15 protein-coding genes are annotated in these 15747 nt (G+C 70.7%); 7 read left to right on the top strand and 8 right to left on the bottom strand.

Annotated elements, in window-relative coordinates; genetic code table 11:
• Positions 1 to 26: 26 nt before the first annotated feature.
• Complete coding sequence (locus AAIB33_RS02805) at positions 27 to 299, bottom strand: YlxR family protein (protein WP_345802052.1); 273 nt, start codon at positions 297 to 299, stop codon at positions 27 to 29.
• A 56-nt stretch (positions 300 to 355) separates the two neighbouring features.
• Positions 356 to 1345: a transcription termination factor NusA gene (nusA, locus tag AAIB33_RS02800; RefSeq protein ID WP_345802051.1), complete on the bottom strand. Its 990-nt coding sequence runs from the start codon at positions 1343 to 1345 to the stop codon at positions 356 to 358.
• Positions 1346 to 1540: 195 nt separating this feature from the next.
• Here nusA and AAIB33_RS02795 point away from each other — a divergent pair, with 195 nt between their 5' ends.
• Together AAIB33_RS02795 and AAIB33_RS02790 are read left to right on the top strand one after the other, a co-directional pair.
• Positions 1541 to 2182 (top strand): GPR1/FUN34/YaaH family transporter, encoded by a 642-nt coding sequence (locus AAIB33_RS02795; protein WP_345802050.1) that lies wholly within the window; start codon positions 1541 to 1543, stop codon positions 2180 to 2182.
• A 90-nt stretch (positions 2183 to 2272) separates the two neighbouring features.
• Positions 2273 to 3223 carry a DUF1206 domain-containing protein gene (locus tag AAIB33_RS02790; RefSeq protein WP_345802049.1) on the top strand — a complete coding sequence of 317 codons (951 nt, stop codon included), beginning with the start codon at positions 2273 to 2275 and terminating at the stop codon, positions 3221 to 3223.
• Between the two features lie 16 nt (positions 3224 to 3239).
• Here AAIB33_RS02790 and AAIB33_RS02785 read toward each other — a convergent pair whose 3' ends face one another.
• Positions 3240 to 5054, bottom strand: a complete 1815-nt coding sequence (locus AAIB33_RS02785; protein WP_345802048.1) for a lipase family protein — start codon at positions 5052 to 5054, stop codon at positions 3240 to 3242.
• Positions 5055 to 5146: 92 nt separating this feature from the next.
• On the opposite strand from AAIB33_RS02785, the gene AAIB33_RS02780 reads away from it, so the two are divergent.
• Complete coding sequence (locus AAIB33_RS02780; protein ID WP_345802047.1) at positions 5147 to 5650, top strand: pyridoxamine 5'-phosphate oxidase family protein; 504 nt, start codon at positions 5147 to 5149, stop codon at positions 5648 to 5650.
• Positions 5651 to 5790: 140 nt separating this feature from the next.
• Positions 5791 to 6798: an ion transporter gene (locus tag AAIB33_RS02775; RefSeq protein WP_345802046.1), complete on the top strand. Its 1008-nt coding sequence runs from the start codon at positions 5791 to 5793 to the stop codon at positions 6796 to 6798.
• 4 nt (positions 6799 to 6802) lie between these two features.
• On the opposite strand, the gene AAIB33_RS02770 is transcribed toward AAIB33_RS02775, so the two are convergent.
• Positions 6803 to 8599 carry a proline--tRNA ligase gene (locus tag AAIB33_RS02770; protein ID WP_345802045.1) on the bottom strand — a complete coding sequence of 599 codons (1797 nt, stop codon included), beginning with the start codon at positions 8597 to 8599 and terminating at the stop codon, positions 6803 to 6805.
• A gap of 95 nt (positions 8600 to 8694) precedes the next feature.
• Between AAIB33_RS02770 and AAIB33_RS02765 the strand changes: the two genes are divergently transcribed.
• A complete protein-coding gene (locus tag AAIB33_RS02765; protein WP_345802044.1) occupies positions 8695 to 8964 on the top strand; it encodes a hypothetical protein in 270 nt (89 codons plus the stop codon).
• 8 nt (positions 8965 to 8972) lie between these two features.
• Here the strand turns inward: AAIB33_RS02765 and AAIB33_RS02760 are convergent, their stop codons facing one another.
• Together AAIB33_RS02760 and ispG are read right to left on the bottom strand one after the other, a co-directional pair.
• Positions 8973 to 9530 carry a pyridoxamine 5'-phosphate oxidase family protein gene (locus tag AAIB33_RS02760; RefSeq protein WP_345802043.1) on the bottom strand — a complete coding sequence of 186 codons (558 nt, stop codon included), beginning with the start codon at positions 9528 to 9530 and terminating at the stop codon, positions 8973 to 8975.
• Between the two features lie 8 nt (positions 9531 to 9538).
• Positions 9539 to 10690: a flavodoxin-dependent (E)-4-hydroxy-3-methylbut-2-enyl-diphosphate synthase gene (gene ispG / locus AAIB33_RS02755; protein ID WP_345802042.1), complete on the bottom strand. Its 1152-nt coding sequence runs from the start codon at positions 10688 to 10690 to the stop codon at positions 9539 to 9541.
• An 87-nt stretch (positions 10691 to 10777) separates the two neighbouring features.
• On the opposite strand from ispG, the gene AAIB33_RS02750 reads away from it, so the two are divergent.
• Both AAIB33_RS02750 and AAIB33_RS02745 read left to right on the top strand, forming a co-directional pair.
• A complete protein-coding gene (locus tag AAIB33_RS02750; protein WP_345802041.1) occupies positions 10778 to 12010 on the top strand; it encodes a low temperature requirement protein A in 1233 nt (410 codons plus the stop codon).
• Between the two features lie 151 nt (positions 12011 to 12161).
• The gene (locus AAIB33_RS02745; RefSeq protein ID WP_345802040.1) at positions 12162 to 14075 is read left to right on the top strand and encodes a chorismate-binding protein; all 1914 of its coding nucleotides are present in this window, start codon (positions 12162 to 12164) and stop codon (positions 14073 to 14075) included.
• Between the two features lie 10 nt (positions 14076 to 14085).
• Here the strand turns inward: AAIB33_RS02745 and AAIB33_RS02740 are convergent, their stop codons facing one another.
• A complete protein-coding gene (locus AAIB33_RS02740; RefSeq protein ID WP_345802039.1) occupies positions 14086 to 15324 on the bottom strand; it encodes a DUF6596 domain-containing protein in 1239 nt (412 codons plus the stop codon).
• Positions 15321 to 15689: a YciI family protein gene (locus tag AAIB33_RS02735; RefSeq protein ID WP_345802038.1), complete on the bottom strand. Its 369-nt coding sequence runs from the start codon at positions 15687 to 15689 to the stop codon at positions 15321 to 15323. The genes AAIB33_RS02740 and AAIB33_RS02735 overlap by 4 nt, the downstream gene beginning before the upstream one ends.
• Positions 15690 to 15747 lie beyond the last annotated feature (58 nt).

Here is a 15747-nt window from a genome sequence, read left to right as displayed (position 1 = left end):
AGGGCAGACCGTCTAGCGGACGGGTCTCATTTCGAGCCGTTCACTTTGTTTCCATAGCCGTTCAGCCGTTTCTCGATGGTCTGCGTGTCAAGCGGGCCTGACACACGGAGTGCCCGTACGAAGGCGCGGCGCCGAAGGGCGGCATCCATGCACTCGCTCGTCTCGTGCACCCACGCGCCCCTCCCCGGCATGACCGCGCGCTCGTCTGCGACGAGGACGGAATCGATGGCGACCACCCTGAGCAGAGCGGAGCGGGAAGCACGCGTGCGGCATCCGACGCACGTTCGTACAGGTTCCATTCTACACCCGCGTTTCCGCTCGCTCGACGACCGGGAGCGCGCTGGACCGTATCCGGTCAGGCGTCTTCCAGGATCGAATCCGGCTGGATGTCGATCTTGGCGCCGGTGAGCTTCGCGGCGAGGCGGGCATTCTGGCCCTCCTTGCCGATCGCGAGCGAAAGCTGGTAGTCCGGGACGAGCGCGCGCACGGCCTTGCTGCCGGCATCCAGCACGAAGCTCGACGTCACCTTCGCGGGCGACAGCGCGTTCGCGACGAACTTCGCGAGCTCGGGGTCGTAGTCGACGATGTCGATCTTCTCTCCGCCGAGCTCCTCCGTCACCGCGCGGACGCGACGGCCGAGCTCGCCGATGCAGGCGCCCTTGGCATTGATGGTCGGGTCGTTCGCCTTGACGGCGATCTTCGTGCGGTGGCCGGCCTCGCGGGCGAGGGACACGATCTCGACGAGTCCCGACGCGATCTCGGGCACCTCGAGCGCGAAGAGCTTGCGCACGAGGCCCGGGTGGGTGCGGGAGACGGTGATCGCGGGGCCCTTCGTGCCCTTCGCGACCGACGTCACGTAGACACGCAGGCGCGCGCCGTGCGCGTAGTCCTCGCTCGGCACCTGCTCCTCGGGGGGCAGGATCGCCTCGACGGAGCCCAGGTCGACGTGCACCATGCGCGGGTTCGGGCCCTGCTGCACGACGCCGGCGACGATGTCGCCCTCCTTGCCGCGGAACTCGCCGAGCACGGCGTCGTCGGCGATGTCGCGCAGGCGCTGGCTGATGACCTGCTTCGCGGCGAACGCGGCGATGCGGCCGAAGTCGTCGGGAGTGGTCTCCTCCTCGCCGATCACGGCGCCCTCGTCGTCGGTGAGGGGGACGAAGATCGCGACGTGACCGGTCTTGCGGTCGAGCTGCGCGCGAGCGCCCTCGGGGAGTTCGCCTGTGGGCGAGCTGTGCTTGGCGTAGGCGGTCAGGATCGCCTGCTCGATGATGCGGACGAGCTCGTCGAAGGGGATCTCCTTCTCACGCTCGATCGTCCTCAGCAGTCCCAGATCGATGTCCACGATCAACCTCCCTATTCAGCTCTCACCGGCACGTCTCGCCCGCCGGCATCCCCCATACGTTACCGGATGCCCGGTCCGCCGGGCTGGGAGGGCGCTGGTCGGCGCATGGTGGCCGGAACGGACCCTCGCCATACTGGGGATGCAGCTGAGCGGCGCCGGCTCCACGGCCGGCACGAACCGAAGGGGCATCGGGACATGACCGACGGCACGACGAACATCGCCATCACGGATGCCATCCGCGTGCCGCATCGCGGCGGGCTGCGCGTCGCCGACCCGGGCCTCATCGGGCTCCTCGGGTTCGTCCTCGCGACGCTCACGGCGCAGCTCGCGCACCTGGGGCTTCAGGACGACGCGCCGGTGTTCTGGGTGGGCGCCGTCTTCGGCGGCGTCGTGCAGGTGACGGCGGGCATGCTGTCGTACTTCGCGGGCGACAACTTCCACTTCATCGTCTACAACGCGTTCGGGTGGTACTGGATCGTCGTCCCGGGCTTCCTGCTCGGCGAGGAGCTGGGATTCTTCGAGGTGACGGCACAGGCCCGGGGCCTGTTCTCGCTGACCTTCGCCCTCCTCGCGCTCCTGTTCGCCCCGGCGGGCGCGGTGCACAACACGGTGCTGCCGGTGACTCTCCTCTGCGTCTCCGCGGGGCTCGGCCTGCAGTCGATCGCGGCCTTCACCGACGCGGAGGGCACGGCGAGCATGGGGTCGGTCATCCTCCTCATCGCCGCGGCCCTCGCGGCGTACATGCTCGTCGAGAAGTTCTACTGGCGGACGATGGGCCGGCGCGTCGTGCCGCTCGGGCCGCCGTGGATCACGGGAGACCCGAACCCGGAATCCTGAGGTCTCGCGAACCGGCGTCGTCCGAGTCGGGTGGATGCCGGCCCGTCAACCCCTCTCCCGCTCCGGGCCGCGCTTCCTAGGCTGACGCCCGTGAAGGGCGAGGCGAAGGCGGAGGCGAAGCACGTCGCACGCGAGACCGAGTCGAACGGCGGCGTGCGCGTGCTCGCGCGGGCGGGCTACTTCGCGAACGGCGTCGTGCACGCGCTCGTGGGCATCATCGTGCTCGTGCTCGCGTTCGGCGGCCGCGGCGAGAGCGACCAGGCCGGTGCGTTCAAGGCGATCGCCGCCGCGCCCGTCGGCTTTGCGGCGCTCTGGGTGCTCGCCGTGACGCTGTGGGCGCTCGGCGTCTATCACGCGGCGGAGGGACTGCTCGCCCGGCGTGACGGCGAGAAGCACGCGCCCGGCGACGACGGGCCGCGGCGCGGCGACGACCGGCCGCGGCGCGGCGACGACCAGCCGAGGCGCGGCAGCGATCCCGAGCGGCGCGGCAGCGACCAGCCCGAGCGCGCCACCCGTCGCAAGATCGCGACCAAGTGGGGACGCCGCGTCGCCGAATGGGGGCAGGCGCTCGTCTTCCTCGCGCTCGGCGGGATCGCGGCATCCGTCGCCCTGGGCGCGAGGCCGAACGGCGAGGCGGCTGCGGAGGGCGCGAGCCGCGGCATCCTGTCGATTCCCGGCGGCCCGCTGCTGCTGGGAGTCTTCGGCGTCGCCGTCGGGGGCGCGGGCCTCGCGTTCGTCGTGATGGGGGTGCGCCGCAGCTTCCGCGACAAGCTCGAGCTGCCCGACGGCGCGCTCGGCATCACCGTGGCCGTGCTGGGCGTCTTCGGGTTCGTCGCGAAGGGGGTCGCCCTCGTGATCGTGGGCGCGATCTTCCTGATCGCGGCGGTGCGCATCGATCCGAAGGCGGCAGGCGGACTCGACGGCGCCGTCGACGCGATGAAGTCCCTCCCCGCCGGCTCGTGGCTGGCCGCCGCGGTGGGCGTCGGCTTCATCGCGTATGGGGTGTTCTGCGGCTTCCGCGGTCGCTACGCCAAGCTGTGAGGAGCCGGCGCAACGGTCAGCGCCCGCAGTCGTCGAGCGGGTACTCCGCACCCGTGAACCGGGCACCCGTCCATCCCACGAGCGTGGGAAGGAAGCCCGACCCGGGCAGCAGGACGCCGAGATGGTCGTACCCCTGCATCTCGACCCAGCGCACCGAGACGCCCTTCGTGCAGAGATCGCCGATGAAGCTCTGCTGCAGCTCGGGGGGAATGACCTCGTCCGCAGTCCCCCAGCCGACGAGGACCGGCTGATCGAACGCCGGCGGGACGGCGTTCTGGCTGAGCCGGCGGCCGAGCGCGCCCGTCGTGAGGTCGGCGGTGTAGAGCGGGCGGTCCTCCGAGACGCCGAGCGCCGAGACGACCGAGACGATGACGCCCGGCTCGGACAGGCAGCGCTGCGTCATCTCGCGCACGATCGCCCGCGCTCCCGGAGCGATGTAGTCGCCCAGCTCGACCTCGGGGTAGGTGTCCGCGTACGGCACGAGCAACCACGAGATGAGGACCGAGAGCAGCGCGTTCGCATCGCCCCCGCGCAGCTCGCGCGCGAGCGCGATGGGGTCGGTCACGGGCGCGAGAACGGCCGTGCCTTTGACGCGCAGCAGCGGCGCGTAGTCGGGCGCGAGCCGGGTCGTCCACAGCGCCGCGTGGCCGCCCTGCGAGTGCCCCCACACGACGACGTCCCGGGAGAGCCAGAGGCCCTGCAGCTGCCGGGCGGCGAGGATCGCGTCGAGCGACGACTTCGCCTCGCCCTTGCCGATGAGGTAGGGGAACACCCCGGGCGCGCCCTGCCCCGAGTAATCGGAGGCGACGACGACCCAGCCCCGGTCGAGCGCGTCCTCGAGCGCCGGGATGGCCCACTTCGTCGCCGCGTCGGAGCGCAGGCTCGGCGCGCAGGCGCGCGCGACGCCCGTCGTCCCGTGGTTCCACGACACGACGGGCCGAGGTCCCGGGTTGGCCTTCGACGGGACGATGACGAGCGCACTGCCGACCGCCGGCCGTCCGGTCGCATCTCGCGTCGTGTAGAGGATGCGCATGACATCGCCCCCGGCGGGCTGCCGCCCGCCGTAGTCCTCCGACCGGATGAGCTGCCCGTGGTCGGCCGGCACCTCGGCCGGTGGATCGTAGAAGGCGTCGACGACGGGGGCGCCGCGCGCGAACCAGTCGTCGACCGCCCATCCCGCCGCCGTGACGCCGACGAGAACGACGGCGAGCGCCCATCGTCCCGCATCGGCCCAGCGCCGGGCGCGCCGCTCGGCGCGCTCGGAACGGTCCGGCGGCGGCCCGAGGATCGCGCGCAGGCCCCGCACGAAGAGCACGGCGCCGAAGACCAGCATCCACACTCCGAAGACCAGCGCCGCGACGAGCACCGTCACATCCAGGTAGGTGACCGACAGGATGCCGAACACGAGCTGGGTCACGCCCCAGGTGGCGGCGAGCACGCGCTCACTGAGCCGGCCGCCGAAGAGGGCGTGGCCGATCGACGCGAGGCCGCCCAGCACGAGGAGGAGCGACAGCGCGAGGGGCAGCAGGTCCAGGCTCCGCCCGAGCCACACCAGGACGACGATTCCGAAGACGATCCAGGCGACCGCGATGGCGCGCGTCCACCACCCTCCGCGCGGCGTCCGCAGCTCGATCAGGCCCGACACGACCGCGCTCGCGCCGACGTAGACGCCGAGGACGAGCAGCGACGTGAGAGGGCGCGCGACGAGCACCATCGCGAGCGCGACCATCGCCACTCCCACGACGAGCAGCAGCCGCGGCGGCGCCGTCGCGACGAGTCGCGGCAGCACGCTCCAGCCGCGCCAGCGCCGATCGCCCACCGACTCGCTCATCGGGTCATGGTACGAGAGTCGCCGCTCAGGCGGACGCGAGGAGGCATTGTCAAGGGCTGTCGCGGAAGCCGTGGAAGGGGAAGCGTCGAAACATGACCGAGATCACGGGAACCGAAGCGACCGACCGCATCCGCGAGCTCGTCGAAGACATCGACTTCACGATGCTGACGACGCTGGATCCAGCAGGCAACCTGCACGGCAGGCCGATGAGCACGCGCCAGATGGATGCCAACGGCGACATCTGGTTCTTCACCGCCGACGACACGCGCAAAGTCGAGGAGGTCGAGGCGGACCACGACGTCGGCCTGTCCTACATCGACGCGAAGGGCATGCGGTTCGTCTCCGTGGCGGGGACCGCACGCGTCATCCACGATCGGGCGAAGATGGAGGAGCTGTACAGCCCCTCGCTCGACGTCTGGTTCGAAGACGGTCTCGATACGCCCGGCATCGCACTGCTGCGGGTCACGCCCGTCGAGGCGGAGTTCTGGGAGCCCGCGAAGGGCAAGATCGCAATGGCGGCGTCGATGGCGAAGGCCCTCGTGACCCGCGATACGCCCGACGAGGACACGATGGCGCACGGCTACGTGACTCCCTGACGCGCGGCGGTGCGCCGCTCGGACGGCGCACCGCCGCGATCACCCTCGAGTCGTGAGGCATCCGCCGCACGGCGGACCGGTGCTGAACAATGGTGCCGCGGTCGCCCGTCCGGCGACCCTCGAGCACGAGGAGGCCGACGATGGCCAGGTCACGCGCCAGGAAAGCACGTTCCGAGCTGAAGAACATCCCCTACGAGATCTTCATCGGGGCACTGTCGGTGCTGTCGATCGTCAATCTCGTGCTGCTCTACGTGATGCACAGCAGCGAGGCGATCCAGCTCATCCTCTACGCCTTGAACGCGCTGTTCAGCGCCATCTTCCTCGGCGACTTCGTCTACCGGATGGTCACCGCACCGTCGGCGTCGCACTACTTCTTCCGCGGTTTCGGATGGGCCGACCTGCTTGCGAGCCTGTGGTTCCCGCAGTTGAAGGTGCTTCGCGTGTTCCGCCTCTGGCGGGTCGCGCGCCTCATGCGAGAGGTCGGACCCCGCACGCTGTGGCGCACGCTGATCCACGACCGAGCGAACAGCGCCCTGATGACCCTGCTCCTGCTGGGCATCCTCGTGCTGGAGTTCGGGAGCATGTGGATCCTCTTCGTCGAGGAGGACGCCGAGGGCGCGAACATCACCTCCGCCTCGGACGCGCTGTGGTACACCGTCGTCACGATCTCGACCGTCGGCTACGGCGATCAGTACCCCGTGACGAACGCGGGGCGCATCATCGGCACGATCATCATCGTGGTCGGGGTCGGCATCTTCGGCACCTTCACCGGCTACCTCGCGAACCTGTTCCTCGGTCCCGGCACGAAGACCTCGGACGACGCCGATGCCTCGGCCTCGGCTTCTCCGGCCCCTTCCGACTCGGCGTCGACGTCGCTGCCACCCGTGACGACCGAGCACACGGCCACGGGCGTCGCGGCGGGCGGAACGGTGGGAGCGGTGACCGCGGGCGCAGCCGGCGCCACCGCACCGGCCCGCGTTGCCACGCCCGCCGACGTCGCGGCGCCCGCCGACGGAACCTCGCCCGCACCGCTGTCCACCGAGCAGCTCCTCGAGCTCCTCGAGCGATACGAGCGGGCCACGGCAGAGTTGCGCGAGCTCGTCGGTGCGGCTCAGCGCACCGCGGGCGGGGCCGCCGCCGACGGCTGACGTCCTACGCGGTGAGCCGCGCGACAGCCTCGCCAACGGGGAGCACCTCGCGATCGCCGCTGCGGCGGTCCCAGAGCTCGACCTGTCCGTCGGCCGCGCCGCGGCCGACGATGACGATCCGCGGGACGCCGACGAGCTCCGCATCGGCGAACTTCACACCGGGAGACACCTTCGGCCGGTCGTCGTAGAGGACGTCGAGACCGGATGCCTCGAGCTCGGCCGACACCGACGCGGCGAGGTCGAAGGCCACGGAGTCCTTGCCCGTCGCGACGACGTGCACGTCGAACGGCGCGACGGGCGCCGGCCACACGAGGCCCTTGTCGTCGTTGTTGAGCTCGGCGATGATCGCGAGGATGCGCGTGACGCCGATGCCGTACGAGCCCATCGTGACCGTCACGAGCTTGCCGTTCTCGTCGAGCACCTGAAGCCCGAGCGTCTCGGCGAAGAAGCGGCCGAGCTGGAAGACGTGGCCGATCTCCATGCCGCGGGCGAGGTGCACCGGGCCGGAGCCGTCGGGTGCGAGATCGCCGTCGCGGACCGTTGCGACCTCGACGAATCCGTCGCCGGTGAAATCGCGGCCCGCCACGAGGGAGTGCACGTGCTTCTGGTCGATGTTCGCGCCCGTCACCCAGGCCGTCCCGTCGACGACGCGGGGGTCCAGGAGGAAGCGGATGCCGGTCGCCGACTCTTCGCCGAGGATCGGCCCGGTCTCGGACCAGGGTCCGATGTAGCCCTTGACGAGGAGCGGGTTGTCCTCGAAGTCCTGCTCCGTCGCCGGCTCGACGGCCGCCGGTGCGAAGGCGACCTCGACGCGCTTGTCGTCGACGTCACGGTCGCCGGGAACGCCGACGATGACGAGCTCTCGCGTGCCGTCGAGGTGCGTGAGCGCGAGGACGACGTTCTTGAGCGTGTGCGCGGCAGTCCACTCCGTGACCCCGTCGGTATCCGGCCCCGCGATGCCGGGGGCGGGCGCCTCGAGGTGGGCGTTCGAGTGGTCGACCAGCGTCTGGATCGTCGGGGTGTTCGGCGAGTCGAAGATGACCGGCGCGGGGAGGCCCTCGAACGGGATGGGCGCGGGCGCCGTCGTGACGAAGGCCTCGACGTTGGCGGCGTATCCGCCGTCCGAGCGGACGAACGTGTCTTCGCCGACAGGCGTCGGGTGGAGGAACTCCTCGCTGCGCGCACCGCCCATGAGGCCGTTGTCCGCGGCGACGATGACGTACTCGAGGCCCAGACGCTGGAAGATGCGCTCGTAGGCGTCGCGCTGCGACTGGTACGAGGCATCCTGACCCTCGTCGGTGTAGTCGAAGGAGTACGCGTCCTTCATCGTGAACTCGCGTCCGCGGAGCAGGCCGGCGCGCGGACGCGCCTCGTCGCGGTACTTGTCCTGGATCTGGTAGATCGTGAGCGGCAGGTCCTTGTACGACGAGTAGAGGTCCTTCACGAGAAGGGTGAACATCTCCTCGTGCGTCGGCGCCAGCAGGTAGTCGGCGCCCTTGCGGTCCTGGAGGCGGAAGATGCCGTCGCCGTAGGAGGTCCAGCGACCCGACGCCTCATAGGGCTCGCGGGGAAGCAGGGCGGGGAAGTGCACCTCGAAGGCCCCCGCCTTGGTCATCTCGTCGCGGATGACCGCCTCGATCTTCGCCTTGACCCTCAGCCCCAGCGGCAGCCACGTGAAGACGCCGGGCGCGGCGCGGCGGATGTAGCCGGCCCGCACGAGCAGCCTGTGGCTCGTGACCTCGGCGTCGGCGGGGTCTTCACGGAGCGTGCGGAGGAAGAAGTTCGACAGACGGGTGACCACGAGGGACAAGTCTAGGTGGGGGCCGGGAATGTTCCCGGCCGTCGTGCGCTTGTACGCCGCATCGCACTCGCCGCACGGATCGAAGGACGCCGACCATGACCGACACCGCCGCCACTCCGGTCATCCGCCCGACGCATCCGGCGCCGTCCCAGCACGTGCGCGCCCTGCTGACGTGGCTCGCGATCTTCCCGCTCGTCACGATCGGCTCGCTGCTCCTCGCGCCGATCTCGGGCTCGTGGCATCCCGTGCTGCGCACGGCGGTGCTCACGGCCGTCGTCGTCCCCGTCGCCTTCTACCTCGTCGTGCCGCAGCTCGTCCGGCTCTACGGCGCCATCGCGCATCGCGTCGGCCGGCGCCGGGGCTGACGAGCGGCTCAGACCTCGTCGAGGCTCAGCGCGGGGAGGCCGTCCAGACTTTCGAGGTTCTTCTGAGTGCGGTAGCGCACGAGACCCTGAGGGCCCTTCTTCTCGGCCCACGGGCCCATGATCCCGCGCTCGCCGTCGTCGACGAGCTGCATGCGGGGAACCCCCCAGCCGCACGAGTCGGCGATGCGGTCGACGTCGACGACGATGACCGCGCGCGGTCCGATGAGCGAGGGATGCCGCGCCACGACGTCGTCGAACACCTCGCCGGCCGTCTCGACACGACCGCGGCCGTGGACACGGAGGATGCGCGGCTGCGGACCGAACGACGAGAACATGACGCAGATGCGGCCGTTCTCGCGCAGGTGCGCGATCGTCTCGGCCCCTGAGCCGGTGAGGTCGACCCAGGCGACGGTGCTGCCGTCGAGCACGCTGAAGCAGTCGAGGCCGCGCGGCGACACGTTGACGTGCCCATCGGCCGCCAGCGGCGCCGTTGCGACGAAGAACATCGGCTGCCGCGCGATCCAGCGCGCCAGCGAGTCGTCGATGGCCTCGAAGATCGCGCTCATGCCGCGCCTCAGGCCGTGACGACCTGGGCGGTGCCGACCGGGGCGTCAGGGCCGAGCTCGTCGGCGATGCGGTTCGCCTCTTCGATGAGCGTCGCGACGATCTCGGACTCGGGCACCGTCTTGATGACCTGGCCCTTGACGAAGATCTGTCCCTTGCCGTTGCCCGACGCGACGCCGAGATCGGCCTCGCGCGCCTCGCCGGGGCCGTTGACGACGCAGCCCATGACGGCGACGCGCAGCGGCACGGTCATGTCCTTGAGGCCCTCGGTGACCGAATCGGCGAGCGAGTACACGTCGACCTGCGCGCGTCCGCACGACGGGCACGAGACGATCTCGAGCTTGCGCTCGCGCAGGTTGAGCGACTGGAGGATCTGGTGACCGACCTTGACCTCTTCGGCGGGCGGGGCCGACAGCGAGACACGGATCGTGTCGCCGATGCCCTCGCCGAGCAGGATGCCGAACGCGGTCGCCGATTTGATCGTGCCCTGGAAGGCGGGGCCGGCCTCCGTGACGCCGAGGTGCAGCGGCCAGTCCCCCATCGCCGCGAGCAGGCGGTAGGCCTTCACCATGACGACCGGGTCGTTGTGCTTGACGGAGATCTTGAAGTCGTGGAAGTCGTGCTCCTCGAAGAGGGATGCCTCCCACCGGGCGCTCTCGGCGAGCGCCTCGGGTGTCGCCTTGCCGTACTTCTCGAGGAGGCGCGGGTCGAGCGAGCCCGCGTTGACGCCGATGCGGAGCGAGACGCCCGCCGCCTTCGCCGCGTTGGCGATCGCGCCCACCTGGTCGTCGAACTTGCGGATGTTCCCGGGGTTGACGCGCACGGCGGCACAGCCGGCGTCGATCGCCTGGAAGACGTACTTCGGCTGGAAGTGGATGTCGGCGATGACCGGGATCTGGCTCTTGGCGGCGATGATGTGCAGCACGTCGGCGTCGTCCTGCGACGGCACCGCGACGCGCACGATCTCGCAGCCGGACGCCGTCAGCTCGGCGATCTGCTGCAGGGTCGCGTTGATGTTCGTCGTCGGCGTCGTCGTCATGGACTGGACGCTGACGGGGGCGTCGCCCCCGACGAGCACCTTGCCGACCTTGATCTGGCGGCTCTTGCGGCGGGGGGCGAGGACGTCGGGGACCTTCGGCATCCCGAGATTCACTGCAGGCACGCCTGCCAGCCTACGCCGACCCGATGACGCGAGGCTGGGAGCCCCGGCGGTGACGGGACGTCGCGCCGCGCTGGTATCTTGCCCCGCATGAGCCTCAGCCATCGCCTCGGACGAATGACGGGGCGCGATCCGCACGAGGCGCACCGGGCGTCGACCCCCCTCGAGCTGCTCTTCGACCTCACCTTCGTCGTCGCGTTCAGCCAGATCTCGTCGGAGGCCGCGCACTACCTCGAGGTGGGCGATCTGTCGACGGCGCTCGCGGGCTTCCTCTTCTGCACGTTCGCCGTGACGTGGGCCTGGATCAACTACTCCTGGCTCGCCTCGGCGTACGACAACGACGACATCTTCTTCCGCCTCGCCACGATGGTCGAGATGATCGGCGTGCTGATCGTGGCGCTCGGCGTGCCGCCGGTCTTCGAATCGCTCGCCGAGGGCGAGCACCTCGACAACGGCGTGCTCGTCTCGGGCTACGTCATCATGCGCGTGGCCGCCGTCGCGCTGTGGCTGCGCGCGGCCAAGAACGACCCGGCCCACCGCAAGACCGCCCTCGCCTACGCCGTCAACATCTCGATCGCGCAGGTCTTCTGGGTCGCCCTGATCTTCCTGAACCTGCCGGTCGCACCGACCTTCGCGATCGTCATCGTGCTGATCCTCTTCGAGCTCGCGGGCCCGCTCTTCGCAGAGCTGAAGTACGGCCGGACGCCCTGGCACGGGCACCACATCGCAGAGCGCTACGGCCTGCTGACGATCATCACGCTCGGCGAGATCGTGCTCGGAACGATCCTCGCGATCTCGGCGGTCGTGCAGCAGCAGGGCTGGTCGCTCGAGGCGGGAGTGGTCGCCTTCGCCGGGACGGCGCTCGTCTTCGGCCTGTGGTGGGTGTACTTCATGATGCCGTCAGGTCGCATCCTCCACCGCCACCGGGGGCGCGGCTTCGTGTGGGGGTACGGGCACATCTTCGTGTTCGCCTCGCTGATCGGCGTCGGGACGGGCCTGCATGTCGCGGCTCAGGTGATCTCCCACCACGCCGAGGTGGATGCATCCTTCGCCCTTCTGACGGTCGCGATCCCCGTGCTGGCCTTCGAGGTGTTCGTCTTCTCGCTGTACTCGTACCTGCTCCGCACGTTCGACCCGTTCCACGTCTGGCTCTTCCTCGGCGGAGTGGCCGTGCTCGTGCTCAGCGTCGTCGCCGCAGCGGCCGGCGCGTCGATCGGCACGGCGCTGCTCCTGGTCGCGGCATCCCCTTTCGTCATCGTCGTCGGCTACGAGACGATCGGCTTCCGGCATCAGGAGGCGGCGCTCGAGCGCAACGGCGTCTGACCGTCTGCTATCGTGACCGCATGTCCGCGAATCTCACCGTCTGGTGGCCCGCCCGCTGACGGCGGTGTGTTCGCGTTCCCCGAAGATCACAGACCGCCCGAGGGCGGTCTTTGTTTTTGCAGCGACCGCCTGACCCGATGAAAGGCCGGCGATGACACCGAGCCCCTCCTCTCTTCCCGACGCGCTCGCGGCGGCCGAGTCGTTCGCGCTCATCGCGCGCGACGGCGCGACGGTCGAACTGCTCACCGGCGACGTCGTCGACGTCGAGCGCCTCGGCGACATTCCGCTGGCGGATGCCTCGGGCCCGCGCGAAGTCCTCGCGCTCGTGCCCTTCCGGCAGGTCGTCGAGCGCGGCTTCGAGTGCCACGACGACCGCGCTCCACTGCGCTGCATCGTCGTCTCGGACCACGTCGCCTTCGCCCGGGAGGAAGCGCTCGCGTCGCTGCCGTCGGCCCCGATCGCGCTTCAGGATGCCGGCTTCGACGTCGCCGACGAGGACTACGCCGACATCGTCCGACGCGTGATCGCCGACGAGATCGGGCGCGGCGAGGGCGCCAACTTCGTCATCCGCCGCGACTTCACGGCGGGGGTCGACGCGGATGCCCGCACCGCCGCCCTCACGTGGTTCCGGGCGCTCCTCGAGTACGAGCGCGGCGCCTACTGGACCTTCGCGATCGTGACGCCCGGGCACATCGCGGTCGGCGCGAGCCCCGAGGCGCATGTCAGCGCGCAGGACGGCGTCGTGACGATGAACCCGATCTCCGGCACGTTCCGCCACCCCGCGGGCGGCGCGACACCCGAGACCCTCAGCGAGTTCCTCGAGTCGACGAAGGAGACCGAGGAGCTCTTCATGGTCGTCGACGAGGAGCTCAAGATGATGAGCGCCGTCTGCTCCGACGGCGGCCGCATCACGGGTCCGCACCTCAAGGAGATGTCGCGCCTGACGCACACCGAGTACGTCCTGCGCGGTCGCAGCAGGCTCGACCCGCGCGACATCCTGCGCGAGACGATGTTCGCCCCGACGGTGACCGGGTCGCCGATGCAGAACGCGTGCACCGTCATCACCCGGCACGAGGCGACGGCGCGCGGCTACTACTCGGGCGTCGCCGCCCTGTTCACTCCGCGGACGGATGCGGTCGCCGACGGCGAGGCGACGCACGACCTCGACGCGCCGATCCTCATCCGCACGGCCTATCTCGTCGACGGGCGGCTGCGCGTGCCCGTCGGCGCGACGCTCGTGCGCCATTCGGACCCCTACGGCGAGGTCAGCGAGACGCACGGCAAGGCGGCGGGCGTGCTCGGCGCCATCGGCGCGATCCCCCGCGACGCCCCGGTTCCCGCGATCGATGAGGACGCTCCCGCGGTCGAGCCGGTTCGCCTCGCGGACGACCCGTCGATCGCGGCGCTGCTCGAGTCGCGCAACGCGCGCCTCGCGGCGTTCTGGCTGAACCCTCAGGATGCCGGCGGCTCGGGCCCCATCGCGGGACGCTCCGCCATCGTGGTCGATGTCGAGGACCGCTTCACGACGATGCTCGCGCACCAGCTGCGCCACCTCGGCCTCGACGTCGAGATCGTGCCGTGGAGCAGGGTCACCGACGATCAGATCGACGCCGCTGAGCTCGTCGTGTGCGGCCCCGGTCCGGGCGACCCTCGCGACCCGTCCAGCGCCCGCATCACGCGCATGCGCGACGTGGTGGCGCGGCGCCGCGCGTCGGGAAGGCCGCTCCTGACGGTGTGCCTCAGCCACCAGATCCTCGCCGACTCGCTCGGCATCGACCTCGCGCCGCTCGCCCGCCCCCACCAGGGGCTGCAGAAGACGGTGGACTTGTTCGGGATGCCGGCATCCATCGGCTTCTACAACACCTTCACGGCGCGCGTGGCGCCGGGCACGACCGAGGTCGGCGAGGCCGAGGTCTCGGCCGACCCCGCGACCGGGGACGTGTACGCACTGCGCGGCCCGGGCTTCGCGTCGGTGCAGGGCCACCTCGAGTCGATCCTGTCGCGCGACGGCATGACGACGCTCGAGCGGCTCGTCTCGCACGCGCTCACTCCGGTCGGCGCCTGACCTCGACCCGTCAGCGCGCCAGCCGCGCGGAGATGAGCCGGCGCTCGGCCTCGTTCGCGGTGAGCTCGAGCGCGCGGAGGTCGGCTTCGGTCGCCTCGCCGTCTCGACCGAGGCGGCGGAGCAGGTGTCCGCGCACGGCGTGCCACAGGTGGTAGCCCGGCAGGTCGAGGGCGTCGACCTCGGCGAGCGCGAGCGCCGGACCCTCGACCTCGGCGAGCGCGACAGCGCGGTTGAGCCGCACGAGCGGCGACCGGTCGTACGCGAGCAGCATGTCGTACAGCGTCAGCAGCTGCAGCCAGTCGGTGTCCGCGGAGGTGACCGCATCCGAATGGCAGGCCGCGATCGCGGCGTGCAGCTGCCAGCGCCCGGGGCGGCGGAGCCGAGCCGCGCGCTCCAGCGAGCGATGCGCCTCGGCCAGGAGCGCAGCATCCCATCTCGACCTGTCCTGATCGCCCAGCAGCACCAGCTCGCCGTCGACGGCCCGCGCGTTCTCGCGCGCACGGTGGAACAGCAACAGTGACCGCAGCCCGTGCGCCTCGGCCTCGCGCGGCAGCGCCGTGGCGACGACGCCCGCGAGCCAGAGCGCGTCGTCGGCGAGGTCGCGATCGGCCGACGCGTCGCCCCCGGCGACGAGATGCGCCTCGCTGTACATGACGGACACGACGGTCAGGACCACGTCGAGCCGCTCCGCGCGGTCGGCCCCCGAAGGGATGCGGATCAGGATGCCCGCGGCCCCGATCTTGCGCTTGGCCCGGACGATCCGCTGACTGACCGACGCCTGCGCCGACAGCGTCGCCCGCGCGATCTGCGCCGTCGTGAGGCCGCACACCGCCCGCAGGGTCAGCGCGAGCTGCGCGTCGGGCGACAGCGCTGGGTGGCAGCAGCCGAACAGCAAGGGCAGTCGCTCGTCGGGCTCGGCATCCATCGACGCGGCCGGCGTCTCGGCGAGGAGCGCGATCTTCTCGCGGTATCGCTTGTCGCGACGCAGCCGATCGAGGGCGTTGTGCCGGGCGGCCTGCGTGAGCCACGCGCCGGGATTGGGCGGGATGCCTCTCTCCCGCCACTCCCGCAGCGCCTCCTCGACGGCCTCGGCGACCGACTCCTCCGCGAGGTCGAGGTTGCCGAGCGACGCCGTGAGCGCAGCGACGATGCGGCCCGACTCCTCGCGGACGACCCGCGCGAGGGCGAGATCGGAGGATGCCGCGCCCCGGGCGGGGTCGCCCGGGGACGCGGCATCCCAGGTTGTCACTGCTCGAACTGGCTGTAGTCGGTGACCATCGGGCGGATCTCGACCGAGTTGCCCGGGAGGTCGAGCATGGGCCAGGTGCGCACGATCGCGATCGCCTCGTCGAGGTCCGCGACATCGAGGACGCTGAATCCGCCCACGACCTCCTTCGCCTCTGAGAACGGGCCGTCGGCGACGACGGGACCTTCGCCGCCGTGCGTCACCGTCGTCGCGGTCGTGACGGGCTGGAGCTCGGCCCCGCCGTCGGCGATCTTGGCGTCGTGCTGCTGGAACCACTCCCAGACGCGGGTGTAGACCTCCTGGGCGCGTTCCGGCGGGACTGCCGCGTCGAGCTCGGGCGTCGAGGTGAACATGATGACGTACTTCACGGTCGGGGTCCTTTCCTCAGGGGAACCGTTTCACCTCATCAGCGAACGGACAACCCCG

Origin of the sequence: Microbacterium sp. AZCO (genome assembly GCF_039614715.1) — a bacterium.
Lineage (GTDB): Bacteria > Actinomycetota > Actinomycetes > Actinomycetales > Microbacteriaceae > Microbacterium.
This window is presented reverse-complemented; position numbering and strand designations above follow the sequence as displayed.